This is a genomic window from Vibrio sp. 2096 (assembly GCF_033339595.1).
GTDB lineage: Bacteria > Pseudomonadota > Gammaproteobacteria > Enterobacterales > Vibrionaceae > Vibrio > Vibrio alginolyticus.
This window is the reverse complement of sequence record NZ_JAWOUX010000005.1, coordinates 215127-234828: the sequence shown is the minus strand read 5'-3', so window position 1 is coordinate 234828 and position 19702 is coordinate 215127. Positions and strand designations below refer to the sequence as shown.

17 protein-coding genes are annotated in these 19702 nt (G+C 43.1%); 9 read left to right on the top strand and 8 right to left on the bottom strand.

Annotated features, from left to right (window positions below; all coding sequences use genetic code 11):
* Positions 1-44 precede the first annotated feature (44 nt).
* Complete coding sequence (locus R7Q41_RS12240; protein WP_005380171.1) at positions 45-962, bottom strand: LysR family transcriptional regulator; 918 nt, start codon at positions 960-962, stop codon at positions 45-47.
* Between the two features lie 112 nt (positions 963-1074).
* Between R7Q41_RS12240 and chrA the strand changes: the two genes are divergently transcribed.
* Entirely contained in the window at positions 1075-2214 is a 1140-nt protein-coding gene (gene chrA / locus R7Q41_RS12235) for a chromate efflux transporter (RefSeq protein WP_065274781.1), read from the top strand.
* Between the two features lie 123 nt (positions 2215-2337).
* On the opposite strand, the gene R7Q41_RS12230 is transcribed toward chrA, so the two are convergent.
* On the bottom strand, positions 2338-2982 hold the full coding sequence (locus R7Q41_RS12230; RefSeq protein ID WP_065274782.1) for a helix-turn-helix transcriptional regulator: 645 nt from the start codon (positions 2980-2982) through the stop codon (positions 2338-2340).
* 568 nt (positions 2983-3550) lie between these two features.
* Here R7Q41_RS12230 and R7Q41_RS12225 point away from each other — a divergent pair.
* Genes R7Q41_RS12225 through R7Q41_RS12210 form a run of 4 tightly spaced genes read left to right on the top strand, consistent with a single transcriptional unit; the run spans position 3551 to position 6128 of the window.
* On the top strand, positions 3551-4480 hold the full coding sequence (locus R7Q41_RS12225; RefSeq protein ID WP_005380168.1) for a hypothetical protein: 930 nt from the start codon (positions 3551-3553) through the stop codon (positions 4478-4480).
* 20 nt (positions 4481-4500) lie between these two features.
* The gene (locus tag R7Q41_RS12220) at positions 4501-4824 is read left to right on the top strand and encodes a hypothetical protein (protein WP_005380167.1); all 324 of its coding nucleotides are present in this window, start codon (positions 4501-4503) and stop codon (positions 4822-4824) included.
* A gap of 5 nt (positions 4825-4829) precedes the next feature.
* On the top strand, positions 4830-5507 hold the full coding sequence (locus R7Q41_RS12215) for a C39 family peptidase (protein ID WP_054728365.1): 678 nt from the start codon (positions 4830-4832) through the stop codon (positions 5505-5507).
* A 54-nt stretch (positions 5508-5561) separates the two neighbouring features.
* A complete protein-coding gene (locus R7Q41_RS12210; RefSeq protein ID WP_025768212.1) occupies positions 5562-6128 on the top strand; it encodes a hypothetical protein in 567 nt (188 codons plus the stop codon).
* Positions 6129-6352: 224 nt separating this feature from the next.
* Here the strand turns inward: R7Q41_RS12210 and R7Q41_RS12205 are convergent, their stop codons facing one another.
* Positions 6353-7348 carry a transporter gene (locus tag R7Q41_RS12205; protein ID WP_005380160.1) on the bottom strand — a complete coding sequence of 332 codons (996 nt, stop codon included), beginning with the start codon at positions 7346-7348 and terminating at the stop codon, positions 6353-6355.
* A gap of 476 nt (positions 7349-7824) precedes the next feature.
* On the opposite strand from R7Q41_RS12205, the gene R7Q41_RS12200 reads away from it, so the two are divergent.
* Positions 7825-9516: an AMP-binding protein gene (locus R7Q41_RS12200; RefSeq protein ID WP_031779037.1), complete on the top strand. Its 1692-nt coding sequence runs from the start codon at positions 7825-7827 to the stop codon at positions 9514-9516.
* A gap of 68 nt (positions 9517-9584) precedes the next feature.
* Here R7Q41_RS12200 and R7Q41_RS12195 read toward each other — a convergent pair whose 3' ends face one another.
* A complete protein-coding gene (locus R7Q41_RS12195) occupies positions 9585-9785 on the bottom strand; it encodes a DUF1127 domain-containing protein (RefSeq protein ID WP_224721253.1) in 201 nt (66 codons plus the stop codon).
* Positions 9786-9891: 106 nt separating this feature from the next.
* On the opposite strand from R7Q41_RS12195, the gene R7Q41_RS12190 reads away from it, so the two are divergent.
* A complete protein-coding gene (locus R7Q41_RS12190) occupies positions 9892-10839 on the top strand; it encodes a LysR substrate-binding domain-containing protein (protein ID WP_005380154.1) in 948 nt (315 codons plus the stop codon).
* A 106-nt stretch (positions 10840-10945) separates the two neighbouring features.
* Here the strand turns inward: R7Q41_RS12190 and fusA are convergent, their stop codons facing one another.
* Both fusA and radA read right to left on the bottom strand, forming a co-directional pair.
* A complete protein-coding gene (gene fusA, locus R7Q41_RS12185) occupies positions 10946-13036 on the bottom strand; it encodes an elongation factor G (protein WP_005386444.1) in 2091 nt (696 codons plus the stop codon).
* A 215-nt stretch (positions 13037-13251) separates the two neighbouring features.
* Complete coding sequence (gene radA, locus R7Q41_RS12180) at positions 13252-14631, bottom strand: DNA repair protein RadA (protein WP_005386443.1); 1380 nt, start codon at positions 14629-14631, stop codon at positions 13252-13254.
* A 136-nt stretch (positions 14632-14767) separates the two neighbouring features.
* Here radA and R7Q41_RS12175 point away from each other — a divergent pair, with 136 nt between their 5' ends.
* Positions 14768-17116 (top strand): PilZ domain-containing protein, encoded by a 2349-nt coding sequence (locus tag R7Q41_RS12175; protein WP_238970088.1) that lies wholly within the window; start codon positions 14768-14770, stop codon positions 17114-17116.
* Positions 17117-17179: 63 nt separating this feature from the next.
* Here R7Q41_RS12175 and serB read toward each other — a convergent pair whose 3' ends face one another.
* Positions 17180-18160: a phosphoserine phosphatase gene (gene serB / locus R7Q41_RS12170; RefSeq protein ID WP_005386439.1), complete on the bottom strand. Its 981-nt coding sequence runs from the start codon at positions 18158-18160 to the stop codon at positions 17180-17182.
* A gap of 91 nt (positions 18161-18251) precedes the next feature.
* Here serB and R7Q41_RS12165 point away from each other — a divergent pair, with 91 nt between their 5' ends.
* Entirely contained in the window at positions 18252-18857 is a 606-nt protein-coding gene (locus R7Q41_RS12165; RefSeq protein WP_005391677.1) for a YtjB family periplasmic protein, read from the top strand.
* A 95-nt stretch (positions 18858-18952) separates the two neighbouring features.
* Here R7Q41_RS12165 and deoD read toward each other — a convergent pair whose 3' ends face one another.
* Entirely contained in the window at positions 18953-19672 is a 720-nt protein-coding gene (gene deoD, locus R7Q41_RS12160; RefSeq protein WP_005380140.1) for a purine-nucleoside phosphorylase, read from the bottom strand.
* Between the last annotated feature and the right edge of the window lie 30 nt (positions 19673-19702).

Here is a 19702-nt window from a genome sequence, read left to right as displayed (position 1 = left end):
CAACAACAAATAACTCTAAGCACCATGAGTGCCCCAAATGTTTATCATTTAGAGGTGATGGTCGAAGAAACCAACTCGCGTAGCCAAATGCCTTTGTCTTCATTGTTTCGGCTGGAATGCCACAGCATAGCAATATCAAAATCCGCAACGGCGATCGGCGGCTTAACGGTAACGAGATCGTCCGAAAAGCCCTCCGCCAATGCCATTTTTTCTGGCACGATGGCAATGAGATCGCGTTTTTTCAATAGATGCCGAATAGTGAGAAAGTTGCGCGACGCCACGGTGACTTTGCGGCTCAAGCCATGTTCTGCAAGCTTTTGGTCTACTTGTGTCTTTAAGCTCCCATCGGGACTTACCAGAGCTTGCTCTATGTTCGCGAACGCTTCCAGAGACAGCTGTGTTTCCCCTTGCAATACCTGTTTATCACACATGCACACGTGCTTTTCGGTGTACAAGTACAAGCTCTCAAAGTTGTCATCCAACACCGGCATGCTGCCAATAATGACATCGAGCTTTTCATGCTCAGTTAATGCCACGTAGTTGCTACGATTGACGTTAATAAAACTGATCTGCGCCTCTGGGGCGCGCTGGCGTATTTCGTCATAAAGCCTAGGAGCAAAGATAAACTCGGCATAATCCGTTAACCCGATGCGACATACACCCGCGTAATTTTCAGGTTGGAAGGCAGACTTAGTGAGCAAGTCTTTGGCGATAGAATCCAACAAGTGATGCACAGTTGGCGCGATGTGGTGAGCGTGCTCGGTGGGCTCCATCTTGTGCCCTTTTCGCTCAAAAAGCGGGTCGTCAAACAACAACCTTAAACGAGACAAACTATGACTCATCGCCGACTGGCTAACGTAACTTTTCTCTGCCGCGACGCTAACGCTTCGATAGCGATACAAGTAGGAAAACGTCACCAATAAGTTCAAGTCAATGTTGCGCCACTGAATGTCCTCTTTCACTCCAACATCCTCATCCCATTTCATTCATAGATGAAATTAAAATCATCAATTTGAGTCATTTTAGAGCATTCGATAAATTAGCAACAATGCTTTTTAGATAAACAGGCTCGACATGTTCACCATATTCAAAACTTTTTTCTGGCTGGGTTGGTTCAGCTTCGGCGGCCCGGCGGCTCATATTGGTTATTTTCGCCAAACATTTGTTGAGAAACTGAAATGGCTTGATGACAGCGAGTACGCGCAAATTGTCGCGCTCAGTCAGTTTTTGCCGGGACCGGGCTCAAGCCAAGTTGGCTTTGCTTTAGGCTATAAACGTGGCGGTTTAGGTGGCGCATGCGCAGCATTTGTCGGATTCACGCTTCCTTCAGTGGTCATCATGTTGGCGCTGGCGATAGTGAGCAGCCAAATCACCGACACCGCAGTGTTCCAAAACATCGTTCACGGCCTAAAACTGCTCGCAGTCGTCGTCGTGGCGGATGCGACTTGGGGCATGTACAAAAACTTCTGCCAAAGTAAACTGACCGCGGGTTTGTGCGTCGCGACTGCGATTGCGTTGCTGGTGGCACCAAGCATCATGACGCAAATGTTCGTGTTGATCGCAGCAGGTTTTGTCGGAATGCGGTATCTGAAGAAAGACTCCGCGCCATCAGCCGAGTCGTTTAAACCGTCTATCGCGCCATTGGCTCTATTTGCGATGCTTTTACTCGGCTTACCGTTAGTGGCTCATACGTTACCTTTACTTGGGCTGTTTAGTGATTTTTTCCAAGCTGGTAGCTTAGTGTTTGGTGGCGGTCATGTGGTTCTGCCGCTTCTGCAAAACATTGTTGGCGACCAGCTCAGCCAAGATGCATTTTTAACAGGCTACGCCGCTGCACAAGCTGTACCAGGGCCAATGTTCACCTTTGCGACTTTTATCGGTTATGAGCTTTCGGATACGCCAATTTTAGGTGCGCTGATCGCAACGCTTGGCGTATTCCTCCCAGGGTTTCTTTTACTACTTGGCGTTCTTAAGAACTGGCAAGCACTGGCAGGAAAACCGCTGGTCTCCGGCGCCATCAACGGTGTAAATGCCTCGGTAGTAGGGTTACTACTCGCGGCACTTTACCAGCCAGTATTTAGCAGCGCAGTTGTTGCTCCCATCGACATGGCGTTAGTGGTTGCAGGTTTTTATCTACACAAAAAGCTCAACCTTTCGGTTCTGTGGATGATCGTGTTTTTTGTGGCGGCAGGCCTTGTCACGGGCATGATGTAGCCTGCTGATACGCCAACTATTGAATCCAGATAAACCACGGGTACTCAAATACGAGTGCCCTTGCTTAGATTAGATAGTGAAAACGGAACAGACCCCGATAAAAAGAGCATCACAAATTATGACTTAATTTCTCTCGGTTAAGCCATTGTTCATTCTTACCAACTTAACTGCATCATGACGAGAATGGACATCGAGTTTTTTGTACAACTTGTATATATGGCTTTTCACTGTACTTTCAGATAAAAAAAGTCTTGAAGCAATTTGTTGATTTGAAATGCCGTACACAAGTAGCTCTAGAATCTGTTTTTCTCTGCATGTTAACTCATCATGCTGCTGTTCTTCGGACAAATTTGCATGCCGATAATTGAGGACTAACTTCTCTAGGTACATTCTTGGTAGCCACAACCCACCTTTCAGTACGTATTCCGCGCCATCACATATATGTGTCACTGATGCACTTCGGAGCAAAATTCCTTTTAACAACTTCCAATGCAGTAAGTCCGTTTGTACTTTTTCACAAGGGACGTTGTGAAGCATAAAGGACCACCCAAATAGATCAAAATCTGGTAACTTTCCTTGTACTTCAAGCTGACGCATAAAATCGTAATCAATAAACATCAAATCGATACTGAGTGAGTGACTTCTGAACACCACTTCATCTGGTTGCATTATCTTTACATCGACATCATGAATGGAAGACAGCTGTTTTTTTATTAAGTTACTTTGTAAATTACTCTCAGCTAGCAGTATCAAGTGCTTCTTTTCCATAGTCCCACCACATTAACTTACCTGTTTCACCAACCCCCGTTAGAAAATTAATTGGAGGCAGCAAAGAGAATTTATCTTCATTTTAAGTAGAAAATATAGCACTTCAGAATGATATCGCATTGCTTTTCAGCACCGAAAAAGACTTAAAAAGTATGAACCTGTTGTGTTTTTATCCATACTTTTCAACCTGTGTTAGCATAAGGATATGATTTATAATATTAAATAATAAAGATAATAATTGGATAAAATGCCATTTATAAAAAATGGATGACTGCTCCGCTCAGTGCAATAGAACAAATTACTTCTTTATATTGGCTTCATTTCATACTTGATGAGTACTTAAAGTAAATACAAAAAATAACATTATGATTATGTTATTTTTTTCTTTAATACTTTAAATAGACGTACCTAAATACTCCCTTCCAGCCTGAATCATTCTCAATAATGAGAACAGCTTTCACTGATCCTTTCTTATAATTTCATCGCTTCCCACAACATTTGAAGGAAGCAGCAAGAAGTTAAGTGCAGTCATTTTTAATCAGGAATAACAGGAAATGGAGTAATCGTTATGACTCTAAACAAAACAGGGCTTGCTTTAGCAATGTCAGCAATTTTATTTAGTGGCTCTCTAATCGCGAATGAGATCGATGATGGAGACGACAACATGCAATGGACTGACAGCGCTAATACCGATATCGGTTTATCTGGCAGCTTCAATGATAACAGTGACAATAGCGCATCTCTCGGTGTTGGTGATAGCTTCAACGACAACAGCGATAATAGTGCGTCACTAGGTATTGGTCATAGCTTCAACGACAACAGCGACACTGACAACAGTGCAACTCTTGGTGTTGATGACAGCTTTAATAACAACAGCGACAACTCAAACTCGAGCACTAACACAGCTCAAAGCCACAACGACAATAGTACGTCTAACGCTAACGACAACAGTACCAGTGCTGATCTTGATGTGAGCCTAAATAGTGATAGTAGTGACTCAAGTACTAACACAAATAGAAGCCACAACGACAACAGCGACTCTAGTACTACTGTAAGACGTAGCAACAACGACAACAGTGACTCTAGTATCAACAGTAGCTTTAACGATAACAGCGATAATCGTAATCAAAGCGACAACCGTAACCAGAGTGATAACCGTAGCTACGCTGATTCAAGCACAACAAACTCGAACAGCTTTAACGACAATAGTAACTATCAAAATGACTCGAGCTCAACAAATGTTGATAGCTTCAATCAAGTCCATATGGATACAGATATGGTTGTTGCGAGCTCAAGCCTAATGGGTGGTGTTACAGGTGCATCAGTTATTTATGCAACTAACGCGGATGATACTCGAGTTCGAGTTGAAAACATGAACACCCTTGGTGGTCTTGGTGGTGCAGCTGGTATTACTACCGTTGGTCAAAATGCTGGTTCAAATTCACTTGTACAACAATCTGTTACAACTAATGCAAGTGTGTTTACTGGGGGTGAGTAACCGACTAGTAGGAGAAAGCGATGCGTTTGGCAATCTGTACTTTGAGTATGATAGTTGCCTGCACTGCACTCGCTGATGACATTGCATTATCTGGCGGAGAAGTTAGCTTGGATATCATGAATGAATCAAGAGGTGGACAAAATGTTGAACTCGACTTGGTTTATGCAGAATCAGATATCAATGGTATTTCGTCAGATAATGTCGCGTCAAACACCGTGAGTGGTAACAATATACTATCAAGTGGAGCGTTCGCAGACAGTTCGGGTATATCCAACGTAATTCAGAACAGCGGAAACAACGTTTTAATCCAGAACTCTACCGTCGTTAACCTGACACTCAAGTAAACAATATGAAAGTATTAAATAACTTAATTTGGCTGATGCTCGTTTATTCAGCATCAGCCATTTCATTAGAACTGCTACCTTACCGAGCACATTACTCTGTTCCTGTTAAAAGCTACAAAGAAATAGTGTTCGGTGATGTTTTTCGCCAACAGTATGACTTCAGCTGTGGCTCTGCCGCCCTGGCTTCTCTTCTCACTTTTCATTATGCAACAGAGTCATCTGAACAAGATATCTTCAAAAGCATGTTTGAAAAAGGTGATAAAGAAAAAATCAAAGAGAAAGGTTTTTCTTTGTTGGATATGAAGTTTTACTTGGATTCCATAGGGTTACGTTCTGACGGCTTTCAAGTAGGATTGGAGAAAATTAAAGAAGTCGGCGTCCCTGGGATTACTCTCGTTAATTTCGATGGGTATATGCATTTTGTTGTCATCAGAGGTATAAACAATCACTCAGTTATTCTAGGAGACCCTTCTAGAGGAACCATGATAATGAAACTGGATGAGTTTGAAAGATATTACCAAGGAATTGTGTTACTGGTCCGTAACGAAGCGGAAATGGGACGGTCTAGCTTTATAACCAATGATAATTTCACCGTATATCAAAGATCACCATTAAAAACAGGAGTGTCTAGAGATTCCTTAGGGGTATTTAGCATTACTCTCCCAGTTTCCGGTGAAAATTAATATAACATTGTTTTAAATAACTTTAAGAACTTAACAACCTGAAAGGCCTACATTATGAACTACAATAAATTTTTGTTAGTGCTTTGTATGCTAATACCTCATTTTAATGTGAATGCTAAAGATGTTGGCCTGCAAGAACTTACTCCTCTTTCAAATTTATCTTTAGAAGAATATCGAGGTGGTTTCCAAATTACGGACGAGTATATTATTAATATTGGATTAAGCATTACTACGACTATAAATGGCGATGATATTTTGAACACAAATATTGCCAACTTAGTAATTGAAAATGGTAATTTAAAAAACATTAGCGCAAATAGTGAAAATCAAAGTGGAGATGTTTTCAACCAGGGTATTGTTAACATCATACAATTTGGTGAAGGCAATATTATTGGAGATGATTCTATAGATTCACCCAAAATGCCTTCGTCTCAAAATCCTAATATAATAAGTTCAGACTTTATAAATTCAAGTATTATCAATATTATTCAAAACACGAAAGATAACAGTATTATTGGACTTAGCACGCTCGTAGACATTGATGCTCAAGTAAATGGGGTAATACGGGAAATCAAAGCAAACCAACAATTAGAAGACGCCTTATTGAACCACCTTCAATGAGCATTTCCATTTTTATCTGAAAAATTGTCACGTTAAGCTTCTTTGATATTAGAAACGACTGATATCTATGATTACATACCAAAAGAAAGTTCGATATATCAATCGGCCACCATCATTTTAAGAATATATACCTACTTTATCCAATATAATCCAATCAATTTATAATGCGAACACTAGGCGCTAACGATAAATTAGGCCCAAGACTCAAGGGCCTAATATCCATTTTACAAATTAAAAGGTACTCGTACTGTTAATTGAAAGTCGGGAGTATCTTCTGTAAGACCAGCTTGAGCACTAACATTGATAGATGAGCGTTCACTAAAGGCATAGTTTATACCAAAAGTTAATGCATCTAATTGAAGCAACTTAGCATCATCTGCCGATCTGCCATTTACTTTGCTTTTTAAAATAGTTTTATGGCTAAGTCCTAAAGAGAATGAAAGATCAGGATTCACCGCAAACCCCATTCCCCCTGAAAGAGAAATAGTGTCTCCAAGTTCAACATCAGCTTTTGTGTCGCCAACTGTAACAGTATCCTCTAAGTTATAAATATAACTTAGACTAGCGAACAAGACCGCAGGATCAACAGGGTGAATAAGAGATAAATTAGGCTCAAAACTCCAAAAACCCGAACCTGTAGGGACATCACTAAATGAGTTGCTTCCATCTTCAATAGAAACATCATAAGGCGATCGTCCTGTATCCGACTTTACTCTAAGGCCACCTACCCAGTATGGCGCAGACTCAAAGTTAAACTGGTGCCTCAATGCGAACTCTACATCACCAAGCCCTCCGCCATCCACCGTTGTGTTTACTACTTCACTGTTTGAACCATCTTGAATGGGGCGCGTAGAAACTTGGTCATTACGATACACATACGGCACTCTAACTTCTAACTCTGTGGCGTTTGTTAAACCGTACCGAGCAGTTAATCCAACGGTTACTGTAGTCCTATCCGAATCACTCACTTCAATTCGCCCAACAATCAGAGTTGGTAAGACTGTATACCCAACAACAGATACTTTGTTTGAAGAGTTTTGTGTATAGCTTAAAGACGAATCAAATGACCATTTACCTTTAGGTGTGAGAACGCCTGGGCGCTCAATAACATCACCAACCGTTTGGGCGCGCTGAGGAATATCATCTCCTTCAGCACCATATGCATTCCCCGCAATGAATAAACTACAAAGATAGGTACCCAGTAAAGTCTTCCGTAACATCACATCTTTCCTTTTGCTGATGATCGTACCCAAGTAATCTCAGGCAATAGCTTGAGGTGAAGCTCCTAACTTTCCAAAGTAAGATTAGTATAGCTACTTCAAAACCACGACATACCTTTAAGTTTGGCGCTTTGAAGAAATTAGGAGACATTTATACTTATCTTCAACACTAAGCCACTAGTTAATAAATAATTAGGATAGATTCTATGTTTTCGCAATATTATTAATAAAATAAATTGCTTACCTGTGCTCTTAGTATGAAGTCGGTATGACATAACAGCTGAAAAGCCTGTTCTCTTTTGCGTAGCATCAATCACATTGCTTTTTAGATCTAGTCGCTCCGACTTCAACCATAACTAACGCTATCTTCCCCACATATTTCATCAAAATGCATTCCCGTGTCGCGATTTAACATGCTAAAGTTAACAATGCGTTAACAATTATAAATACAATGAGAAGACATGGAGTCACTTAAAATGAATCAGCCGAATCTAAATAGCGCTGCTGGTTGCGCTCTCCCACCACCAAATGAAATGATCCTCAAATGGGCTCAAGAGCGTCCAAATGAGGTCTACCTAAAACAAATTATTAACCGACAGTTTGTTGAGTACACATTCTCTGATGTTGCAGATCAAGCCTTAAAACTTGTCAGCGCACTACGCTCGCTTGGTGTAAAGCCTGGCGACAAAGTTGCGTTAGTATCTAAAAACTGTGCAGAATGGTTTATTTGCGATCTTGCTATGATGCTTGGTGACTATGTCAGTGTGCCAATCTTTCCTACCGCCGGTGCAGACACCATCGAATACTGTGTGACTCATAGTGAAAGTAAAGCGATCATTGGCGGAAAACTCGATGATCCCAAAGCAACTCAGCAAGTCATTGATGCTATGCCTGAACTCATTAGCATCGCTCTACCTTATGACACGGCACCTAAGTGTAAGCACGAATACCAAGCGCTCATTGCTGATGCAGTGCCAAGTGAAGAGCGTCCGCAGCATTACGATGACAAGCTAATGTCGTTGGTGTATACCTCAGGCACATCAGGGTTACCGAAAGGCGCGATGCTAACTTACGGCGCATTCAGTTGGTCTGTTCAGCAACTGATCAATCATATTGGTATCCAAGAAAACGACCGATTGTTCTCTTATTTACCGCTCGCTCATATTACAGAGCGTGTTTATATCTTCGGTTCATCGATTATGGGTGGCGTGCCAACAGCATTTCCAGAGTCACTGGACACTTTTATCGAAGATGTGAAGATGCACCGACCAACTCTGTTTATCTCCGTCCCACGATTATGGACGCTATTCCAGCAACGTATTCAAGACAAACTTCCACAGAAGAAGCTCAATATTCTGTTGAAAATCCCATTCGTCAATTCTTTGATCAAGAAAAAGCTAGCAGATGGTCTAGGTTTAGATCAGGCTCGAGTATTAGGCTGTGGCTCTGCACCTGTCTCGCCAGCGCTGTTGGAATGGTACCACTCAGTGGGCCTTGATATCACAGAGGCTTGGGGGATGACGGAATCATTTGCCTACAGCACGCTCAACTACCCATTTAGAGCTGACAAAATTGGTAGTGTCGGTAATGCAGGGCCAGGCATTGAGTTAAAAATCGCAGCCGATGATGAAATCATGGTGCGTGGCAAAGGGCTATTTTCTGGCTACTACAAAAATGATATTGCCACCCAAGAGTCTTTTGATTCAGAGGGCTGGCTACACACAGGCGATATCGGCGCTATCGACTCAGATGGTTATCTAACGATTCAAGGCCGTAAAAAAGATAACTTCAAAACCGCCAAAGGTAAATTTGTCTCTCCGGTTCCTATCGAGAAAAAGCTTTTCGAGTACAGTCGCGTAGAGATGATGTGTCTCATCGGTTTAGGGCTACCCGCTCCGATTCTTTTGGTTGTGCCACATGACTTCCCTAACTTTGATCGAGAGCGATACGCACGTACCACACGTAAAGTTATTGCCAGGATGAATCAAGAACTCGCCTCTCATGAGCAAATCAAAGGTGTGTTAATGATTAAAGAACCTTGGAGTATAGAAAATGGCGTACTGACGCCAACGCTTAAAATTAAACGTCATGTGCTCGAACAAAAGTATCATGAGATAGGCCACAATTGGCCAAAAGATGAATTGGTCGTGTGGGAAGAAGACTTGTAATTTTGCTTGCACTCCTCAACACCATTGGGGAGTGCAACTTAACTTTGAGCTTGAATCAAACTCATAGACTACTCTCTCCAGAATGGCTTACTCACTTCACAACTAATCTCCCTTTCACCTAATCCAATATCGTCCCAAAGGTGCTTTGGTAACTCTCTCAAGTGACGACGTGTCTTATAGTTCCTTCTCCAAGCCGCCAGTTTAGAATAAATTAACTGTAACCCGCTCTGATGGGCAGTAGGTATAGTACGCTCACAAGTGTGTGTCATGTTTTCCATTTCAAAGATCCCTATACAATGTTGACCACTTAATAATCAGCGACTACGCTGATAACCTCAAACGATAGAATCTGCCATAGAGTTAAGGAAAACTAATGTGAAAGATCGAATGCCTCCCTTACAAAGCTTGTATTACTTTTTCGTTGCAGCAAAGGAAGGAAGCTTTAAAACGGCAGCAAAAGAACTGTTTGTTACGCCAGCGGCCATTAGTCAGCAAATTCGTCATTTAGAAGAGTTCTTAGGCACGGACCTATTTGTTCGTCAGCACAGAAAAATCGTGCTCACACCAGAGGGAGAGCTACTGTTTAGTCAGGCAGAAAGAGGGTTTGCTCATTTGCAGCAAGGGGTAAGATTAGTCAATCAAGATCCAAACCCGAACCACCTTTCGATATCAACACTCCCCTCTTTCGCTCATCATTGGTTAGTCCCGAAAATTACGGCTTTTCGTCAGCGTCACCCTGATATCGCCTTGCTATTAGAACCAACCAATGATTTGGTGTCTTTTCAAGATAGCCAGATAGATTTATGTGTTCGTTACGGTTTAGGAAAGTACCCCAATTTAGAATCACAATGGCTAATGGACGAAGCTTTTTATCCAGCTTGTCATCCGGTGTACCAGAAAGAGCACGGGATCTATAACATCGAGGATTTAAGCAAAGCTGAGCTGATTGAAGATGTTTGGCCTGATCTTGATTGGAATATGTGGTTAGCAACCTTGGGTCACTGCGCAGCAAAGCCTACCTTAAAATACAGTGGATCACATCTCGTGCTTGAGGCTGCACTATCACTTCAAGGCGTGGCATTAGTAAAACACAGTTTAGCTCATCAATATTTTCGTTCTGGCAAATTGGTCCGAATTGGAGATATCGCTATCAAGCCCAACTTTGCGTATTACTTGTGTGCGCCAAAAGGCTACTTAAAAAGACCTAAAGCTCAATTGTTTGCGCAATGGTTGAAGGAAGAAATAGAAATATTTGAAAAGTCAGTGGTACCAGACTTTAAGACCATTGACCTAAAAGGCAACAGTACTAGAACGGCATCATAACAAACGCTAAATAGGAATAAAACAAACACGCTCTGCGTATAAGACTGCTAAATACAAAAAGCCCCGCACTAAGCGGGGCTTTCAAGTTATAGAGTTAACTTAAGAATTACTTCTTAGCGTTACGCTCTTTAACGTCAGCAATTACTTGCTCTGCAACGTTTGTTGGACATGGTGCGTAGTGTGAGAACTCCATAGAGAACTGACCACGACCAGAAGTCATAGTACGTAGAGTACCGATGTAACCAAACATTTCTGATAGAGGTACATCACCCTTGATACGTACGCCAGTAGACGCTGCTTGTTGGTCTTTGATCATACCACGACGACGGTTAAGGTCACCGATTACGTCACCAACGTGATCTTCTGGAGTGAACACGTCAACTTTCATGATTGGCTCAAGAAGTTGCGCGCCAGCTTTAGGCATAGACTGACGGAATGCACCTTTCGCTGCGATTTCGTAAGCGATAGCTGAAGAGTCAACTGCGTGGAAACCACCGTCGAATAGTTCAACTTCAACGTCTAGAGTAGGGAAGCCAGCTAGAACACCGTGCTCCATCATTGACGCAAAGCCTTTCTCAACTGCAGGCCAGAATTCTTTAGGTACGTTACCACCAACAACTGTTGATTTGAACGTGAAGCCAGAGTTTGGCTCACCTGGTTTGATGCGGTAATCGATCTTACCGAACTGACCAGAACCACCAGACTGTTTCTTGTGCGTGTAGCTATCTTCGATTGCTTGAGTGATAGTTTCACGGTAAGCAACCTGTGGAGCACCAACTTCTAGCTCAACGCCGTAAGTACGCTTAAGGATATCTACCTTGATGTCTAGGTGAAGTTCACCCATACCTTTCAGGATAGTTTCGCCTGAATCTTCATCAGTCTCAACTTGGAATGATGGATCTTCTGCAACCATTTTACCGATCGCGATACCCATCTTCTCAGAACCGCCTTTATCTTTAGGCTTAACTGCGATAGAGATTACTGGATCTGGGAAGATCATTGGCTCAAGAGTACATTCGTGCTTAGGATCACATAGAGTGTGACCAGTTTGAACGTTCTTCATACCAACTACAGCGATGATGTCACCAGCTTGTGCTGAATCGATCTCGTTACGCTCGTCCGCGTGCATCTCAACCATACGGCCGATACGCTCTGTTTTACCAGTTGCAGAGTTAAGGATTGTGTCACCTTTCTTCATCTTACCAGAGTAGATGCGGATAAAGGTTAGAGCACCGAAGCGGTCATCCATAATCTTAAATGCAAGAGCACGTAGTGGCTCGTCTGCAGATACAGTCGCAACTTCACCAGTTGGCTCACCAGTCTCTGAATCAGTTAGAGGCTGTGGATCAACTTCTGTTGGAGATGGTAGGTAATCAATTACCGCGTCAAGAATAAGTTGGATACCTTTGTTCTTGTACGCTGAACCACAGTAAGTTGGGAAGAATGCTAGATCACGAGTACCTTTACGGATACAACGTTTGATGTCTTCTAGAGATGGCTCTTCGCCTTCTTCTAGGTAAGCCATCATTAGATCTTCGTCTTGCTCTAGAGCAGTTTCGATTAGCATTTCACGGTATTCAGCAGCTTTTTCTACCATGTCTGCTGGAATATCTTGAACTTCGTAGTTCTCTGGTTGGCCAGACTCATCCCATACGTAAGCTTGTTGGCTTAGTACGTCTACAACACCTACGAAATCTTCTTCGATACCGATAGGTAGAGTCATAACTAGAGGTGTAGCACCTAGTACGTTCTGTACTTGATCTACAACTTTGTAGAAATCTGCGCCCATACGGTCTAGTTTGTTAACGAAGATCAGACGTGATACGTGTGATTCGTCAGCGTAACGCCAGTTAGTTTCTGACTGAGGCTCAACACCACCAGAACCACAGAATACACCGATACCACCGTCAAGTACTTTTAGAGAACGGTAAACTTCGATAGTGAAGTCAACGTGTCCAGGAGTATCGATGATGTTTAGACGGTGATCGTTCCAGAAACAAGTTGTTGCTGCAGACTGGATTGTGATACCACGCTCAGCTTCCTGCTCCATGAAGTCAGTAGTAGTTGAACCGTCGTGAGTGTCACCGATCTTATGGATCTTACCAGTTAGCTTTAGGATACGCTCTGTAGAGGTAGTTTTACCCGCGTCTACGTGAGCAAAAATACCAATGTTTCTGTATTTTGATAAATCAGTCATTGTCTTACTCTGTTAATAAGGTATAAAGTGCGCGCAGAGTATATCACATTCTGTCAATACTGATACCCTTGCGTGCGGATGGAAGAAAAAAAATTTTAACGTGAAATTTCCGTCCCCAAAGCATAGTCAAACACAGCAATTTATGTACTTTATTCGCATTTTATTGAGGACGAATAGAACAGTTTGTGATTGCACAAATACCATTCTTATGAGCATTACAGCTCGTCAAAAGCCTCTATAGCTTCCGACAATTTCTTAACGCCGTGAATTTGCATGCCAGGGATGCCACCTTTCGGCATGTTGGCTGCTGGCACGATGGCTTTCTTGAAACCATGTTTGAACGCTTCATTCAAACGCTCTTGCCCACTTGGCACTGGACGGATTTCGCCCGCAAGCCCTACCTCACCAAAAATCACCACATCTTTAGGGAGTGGACGGTCACGAAAACTCGATAAAAGCGCCATAACTAAAGCAAGATCAGCGCTCGTCTCCGTCACCTTAACACCGCCAACCACATTAACAAAGACATCTTGGTCTGCCATTTGTAAGCCACCATGCTTATGCAACACAGCGAGCAAAAGTGATAGGCGGTTCTGCTCCAAGCCGACCGCAACACGACGAGGGTTGGCTAACTGCGAGTAATCCACCAGCGCTTGAATCTCTACTAGCAGAGGGCGCGTGCCTTCCCAAACCACCATGACGGAAGAGCCTGATGTTTCTTCTTCACCACGAGAAAGGAAGATCGCTGATGGGTTACTCACTTCTTTCAATCCTTGGCCTGTCATTGCAAAGACACCAAGCTCATTCACAGCGCCAAAACGGTTTTTATGACTACGCAAAGTGCGGAATCGGCTATCCGTTCCACCATCGAGTAGTACCGAACAGTCGATAATGTGTTCAAGAACTTTGGGGCCCGCAAGGGTACCATCTTTTGTTACGTGACCAACAATAAATACCGCAACATTATTCTGTTTTGCGTATCGTGTCAGAGCCGTCGCAGATTCACGTACCTGAGCAACACTGCCAGGCGACGATTGAACATCAGAAACGTGCATCACCTGAATCGAGTCTATTACCATTATACGAGGCTGCTCTTTTTCGGCGATTTGGCAAATTTTGTCGACGTTCGTTTCCGATAGCATTTTTAAATGATCTTTCGGCAAGCCCAATCGGGAAGCACGCATTGCCACCTGCTGTAATGACTCTTCACCGGTTACGTAAAGCGTTGGCATTTGCGCAGATAAACTACACATGGTTTGCAACAGAAGGGTTGATTTACCTGCACCAGGGTTACCACCAATCAAAATTGCGGCACCTGGCACAACACCACCACCCAACACGCGGTCAAGCTCTTTAAACCCACTGGTGAAGCGAGGTACTTCTTGCAGATCAATTTCGGATAGCGTTTGAACCGTAGCTTCTGTTGCGGAACCAGCGTAGCCGCTTAAGCGTTCATTGCGAGCAACGGTTGGCGATGCTGCGATACGTACTTCTGTTATCGTATTCCATGCACCACATGCGTTACACTGCCCCTGCCAACGGGGAAAGTCCGCGCCACAATCATTACAAACATACGCTCGTTTTGCTTTCGCCATGATGCCTCAATTTTTTCTACAAATGTGACTAAGCACAGCCAAGTCAGACCTGAACTGAAATGAACTATTGATATACTTAAGTATTACTTCGCTTAGCCGATACAATTTAAAGTAACTACATACTCTAACAGAAATAATGCAGCAATCTGAAATTCTCTCGCTCGCAGAACGACTCATTCCCGTTTACGGTACGAATGACTTTGACTTTGTCCTTGGCCAACTGACCGAGGAAGAGCCGCCTTCGGCCAAAATTTTGGTTAAAATGGAACTTAACCGCTTAATGGCTCCATGCAAAAAAAGCATTGATTTGCGAGGTCGCGTTCAAGGCGAATGTCGCGAGTATATTTTGGATGGTATTCCACATTGGTTGGATGATGTTGCTTTCAACGCTTACCATAAAAACATCAAAAAGTTTGGCTGCTACACGGAAGGAATGTGGGAAGCATTGGTCAACACGCGAAATAACTTTCGCGTAATGAGCAAGCGCCTTACTCAGCAAAAAACGCAATCGTTAACGGATCCTAAAAGCCCGTTCTTAGCAGAACCCGTTCACCTAGGCTACGATTTAAAGCGCCAAGAAAAACGCTTGAAAGTCCAATCTCAAGTTGAAATTTGCCGTTCTAAAGGACAGCTTCTTCATGGATTAAGCATTGATTTATCTAGCTCTGGCGCAAAGTTCAAAGTCCCGAGCGCATTTAAATATAACCTTGGGGAAATTATTCAGGTCACGTTTACTGAATTTGCCAGCAAATCTAACGTTGCAGGTATAGAGAAACCGCTTGCATACCGCATACTCGCGGTTGATGACTGTTACGAAAATGACTCAGTTCGATACCTCAGAACCATACGCTTAACTGACACCAATGTCGTCACCAGAGTGATAGATGAAGCGCTCAACAGTGCTGCTAAAAGGGCTCGTCACGACAATCAAGACAAGATTATTCGAGCTCGAACTCGCGGTTATGAGCACATCGCACTAAAGCACACCAGCAGCTTGCCTCTATTCTTTGATGGTAGTGACCTAAAATTAGCAATGTTAACGCCAAACAATCAAAAGCTTTGGCAATACTGGCACGATGAGAGAAACCAGCAAATGTTTGGTTCCTTATTCAACGAGCAACGCATCGCGTCACTCATTAAGCCTGGTGTTAAAGGAACAACCAATGTCCTTTATTCATTTACTCACGAGCACGAGAATCGAACCTATTTCTATTCGATGTTTCGCCCAGAAGCAACTCGCGAACAGCGCCAGCTATTTTGGCATTTAGGTGGCAAACGAGAGAGTTGGCGCGCCTTTAGAATTTCAATCTTTGAACTATCAGAGCAAGAACAGGAAGACCTAGCAGCATTCTCTCCAGAGTTGGCAGAAACGTCTCAATCACTGACTCATATTGGTATTTTGCAAGAAATTGCTGACGAAAAGTCAGGGCAGGATTACCTGCTAACTGAAAAGCCGCGCTTACCCGCTAATACATTAAACGCGTTTCGCCATCCGAGAAGAGTTATCGGCAATCCAAAGGGCATTTATTTTGATGCAAAGTCTCGTCGAAAAGAGCCTCGTTATCGTTTTAAAACACCTTTAGAGTTGTACTCAGGACAAACTAAAACAGGCGGCAGTACTGTTGACCTTTCCAAACGAGGACTCGGAATTAGGCTAAGTGAGCCCACGATGTTACGTTCTGGGCAAGAGGTAAGAATCAACTTTCGAGAATTACAACTCTACGATAAAAAATTGCCGTTAATGTCGGTGCCATACCGAGTAATTCGTGTAAGCCCAGACGGTTGTAGCGTGCAGCTAGTTATTGATGAAAGCAGCCAAACCATGAAGGTAATCGCTTTTTTCAACAGCATTATCGAGCACAATCAAGACAAGCTAATCCCGCAAAAAGAGACGCTACCAAGTAATGCTCTACTTGAAAGGCTGCACTGCATGTTGCTCTCGCGTACGCTGAGCACGCCCATTTTTATCAGTAAGAGTACGTCATCTTCAATCAAAACCCCCGTTATCGGGGTGAACTTGCCGCTACCTAAACACATTGAGCTTTTTGCCCGTCTTGGGCATGATCAACTGTTGTCACTTGAACCTATCTTTAAAGGCCGGACAAGCACATTAATCGCAGAGCCAATAAAACGTGTAGAAGGTGCTCAAGCCAGACATCAGGATATCTACATAAGCGCCGCAAAAGTAGGCAATAAAATTACAGGCATTGAGTCAAAGCTTCATCAAGAGTTCAACAGCGTAAAAGAGCGGATTCAATTTATAAAGAAAGCGCGAATGATGGGTGACTTTTACGTGATTCGCCTTTCTACTGCGCCAATTTTCGATCCGATGACATCATTACTGCAACAAGATTTAAGTGACTTAACCCAATTTGGTGTACATCAAGCAAGCAAGTTAGAAAAAGAGTTGACGGCGCTCGTTGGTTACAGTGAATTTGAAGACATTACTGAAGAGGTTGTAATTAGATTGGAGTTAACCGAGTAAATTCAAAGTCATACCAAATTGAAAAAAAACACCGCCTTTCTGGCGGTGTTTTTGAATGGATGGTTAAGGTTTAGCTTTCCAGCTAACCTTTTGCTGCTTCACCAATGCGCCAGATAAAATACAGAGCACACCGCCTAACCCAGCAAAGCGAATCGCAGATTGCGCTTGAGCTTCCACTTTTGGTTTTGCGTGATACGCAATCCCTAATCCTGCCACCGACATCATCACAAGATCATTAGCGCCATCACCGACAGCGACCGTGTTGTGCTGCTCAATTTCATATTCATCCGCCAATTCCACTAGAATGTCTGACTTCATCTGCGCCGTTACCACATCGCCAAGTACGTTACCCGTGAGTTTGCCGTCAATAATTTCTAATTGATTGGAGCGAGCAAAATCTAGGTCGACTTTATCTTTGATGTAATCAGAGAAGTAAGTAAAACCACCGGAGGCAATCGCTGTTTTCCAGCCCAAGGCTTTCAACGTCGCAATTAGCGCTTCAAAGTCCGGCATGAATGGTAACTGGGAACGAACTTGTTCAAGAATTGATTCATCGGCACCTTTGAGCTTACCAACTCGCTGACGTAAACTTTGCTCAAAATCCAGCTCACCTTGCATGGCACGTTCAGTGACTTCAGCGACCTCATCCCCTACTCCTGCCAGTTTCGCGATTTCATCAATACACTCTATCTGGATCGCCGTTGAATCCATATCAAATACAATCAACCCTTGGGTTGATAGATCGGGCACTTCATTAAGCGAGGCGTAATCTAGGTTGAGACTTTGTAAGATCGTTTCATGTTGAGGAGTCAACTCTCCGGCCATCAGGGCTACTTCATATTGGCCAACTTTCCACGTTTCTAGTATTGGGTTGTAAAAGCCGGTGAAGAAATCAATGTCTTCGAAGTGACTTGGCGAAAGGTACTCAGCAAATACGATCCAGTTTGCTTTTGCTTTATCTAATTGGGAGGCAAATCGAGTCTCGGGTAATCGTTTTAAAAGTGTCGTATGTTTTCTGATAGGCAAGCTTTTTGACGCGTCCATGTATATAATCCCTTATGACTTTGCTAAAACGTTACCTCAACAAACTAAAAAGGCAAGTCTTTGTTTTATTTTAAATGGATGAGTAAAGAGCATGAGTGAATCTTTGTTCTCAGTAAGGAATGCCCTAAGAATTCTGGCACTAATCCTACTGTGTGTGATGTTGTTTATCACAATAAAAAACAGTGTTGTGATCAGTAAGGGTAATGAGAAAATTCAAGCACAACAGCTTGAAACGCTCACCAAAGTTTTGATTTCACAGGCGTCTCTTTCTGCCAGTGAGATGATTTTAACTAAAGATCAAGAACGATTACTTCAGCTAACAAACCAGCTAGCACAAGACCGTTTAGTGTTTGATGCAACAATCTACGATGCACAGGGTGTACGTTTAGCGTCTAGTGAAGAGGCATTATCGGTACGCGAAGTTCTTGGCCTGGATACGCCTTTGGCAACAGCTTCCATTGGTCGCCAGCAGTTGGTTGAACCAGTTTTTGCAGATGGTGCGCTTATCGGTTTTGTTCGCGTGACCTTTGAGACGGGCCGGGTGACGGCTATTTCTGACCACCACTATCGCAAGAGCGATCGTTATATGTACATGATGGTCTTAATGAGCTTTGTCTGTGGTATGTTGTTCATCTTGATTTTACGTCGACAACCGATACGTCGTAAAAAAGCGCCAAACCTGCTGCTAACCAAGTAACTAGGTAGCGCTAACAACTCATATAAAAACAGCCCGCAATGTGTGGGCTGTTTTTTAAGCTCTTGAGAGCGAAAAATAGAATGACTCTTCGTCGCTTACTCTTCGTCACCAAGCAATACTGAATCTAGTGCGATTAGCATCATGTCGTTGAATGTCGTTTGACGCTCGTCAGATGTAGTCTGTTCGCCAGTCTTGATATGATCAGAAACCGTACAGATTGTCAGAGCTTTTGCACCGTATTCTGCCGCAACACCGTAAATACCAGCCGCTTCCATTTCAACACCAACAATGCCGTACTTGTCCATTACATCGAACATTTCTGGATCTGGCGTGTAGAAAAGCTCTGCTGAGAATAGGTTACCAACTTTAACGTCAATACCGCGAGCTTTTGCAGCGTCTTCTGCCGCACGAACCATGTTGTAGTCTGCGATTGCCGCGAAGTCATGACCTTTAAAGCGGATACGGTTCACTTTAGAGTCAGTACATGCACCCATGCCGATCACAACATCACGCACTTTGATGTCTTCATTCACTGCGCCACAGCTGCCAACACGGATGATTTTCTTCACGCCGAAGTCTTTGATTAGTTCAGTCGCGTAAATCGAGCATGATGGGATACCCATACCGTGGCCCATTACCGAGATCTTACGGCCTTTGTATGTGCCTGTGTAACCAAACATATTACGAACGTCACACACTTGAACGACATCTTCGAGGAAAGTCTCTGCGATGTATTTTGCACGTAGTGGATCGCCAGGCATCAGTACGACGTCTGCAAATGCACCCATTTCAGCATTGATATGTGGAGTTGCCATTTTCTTTTCCTTAACCTTTCTCTAGCGCTC

Excerpts from the sequence above, each read along its gene's own strand:
- chrA (WP_065274781.1), top strand. The coding sequence starts at position 1,075 with ATGTTCACCATATTCAAAACTTTTTTCTGGCTGGGTTGGTTCAGCTTC.
- R7Q41_RS12230 (WP_065274782.1), bottom strand. The coding sequence starts at position 2,982 with ATGGAAAAGAAGCACTTGATACTGCTAGCTGAGAGTAATTTACAAAGT.
- R7Q41_RS12225 (WP_005380168.1), top strand. The coding sequence starts at position 3,551 with ATGACTCTAAACAAAACAGGGCTTGCTTTAGCAATGTCAGCAATTTTA.
- R7Q41_RS12220 (WP_005380167.1), top strand. The coding sequence starts at position 4,501 with ATGCGTTTGGCAATCTGTACTTTGAGTATGATAGTTGCCTGCACTGCA.
- R7Q41_RS12215 (WP_054728365.1), top strand. The coding sequence starts at position 4,830 with ATGAAAGTATTAAATAACTTAATTTGGCTGATGCTCGTTTATTCAGCA.
- R7Q41_RS12210 (WP_025768212.1), top strand. The coding sequence starts at position 5,562 with ATGAACTACAATAAATTTTTGTTAGTGCTTTGTATGCTAATACCTCAT.
- R7Q41_RS12205 (WP_005380160.1), bottom strand. The coding sequence starts at position 7,348 with ATGTTACGGAAGACTTTACTGGGTACCTATCTTTGTAGTTTATTCATT.
- R7Q41_RS12200 (WP_031779037.1), top strand. The coding sequence starts at position 7,825 with ATGAATCAGCCGAATCTAAATAGCGCTGCTGGTTGCGCTCTCCCACCA.
- R7Q41_RS12195 (WP_224721253.1), bottom strand. The coding sequence starts at position 9,785 with ATGACACACACTTGTGAGCGTACTATACCTACTGCCCATCAGAGCGGG.
- fusA (WP_005386444.1), bottom strand. The coding sequence starts at position 13,036 with ATGACTGATTTATCAAAATACAGAAACATTGGTATTTTTGCTCACGTA.
- radA (WP_005386443.1), bottom strand. The coding sequence starts at position 14,631 with ATGGCGAAAGCAAAACGAGCGTATGTTTGTAATGATTGTGGCGCGGAC.
- R7Q41_RS12175 (WP_238970088.1), top strand. The coding sequence starts at position 14,768 with ATGCAGCAATCTGAAATTCTCTCGCTCGCAGAACGACTCATTCCCGTT.
- serB (WP_005386439.1), bottom strand. The coding sequence starts at position 18,160 with ATGGACGCGTCAAAAAGCTTGCCTATCAGAAAACATACGACACTTTTA.
- R7Q41_RS12165 (WP_005391677.1), top strand. The coding sequence starts at position 18,252 with ATGAGTGAATCTTTGTTCTCAGTAAGGAATGCCCTAAGAATTCTGGCA.
- deoD (WP_005380140.1), bottom strand. The coding sequence starts at position 19,672 with ATGGCAACTCCACATATCAATGCTGAAATGGGTGCATTTGCAGACGTC.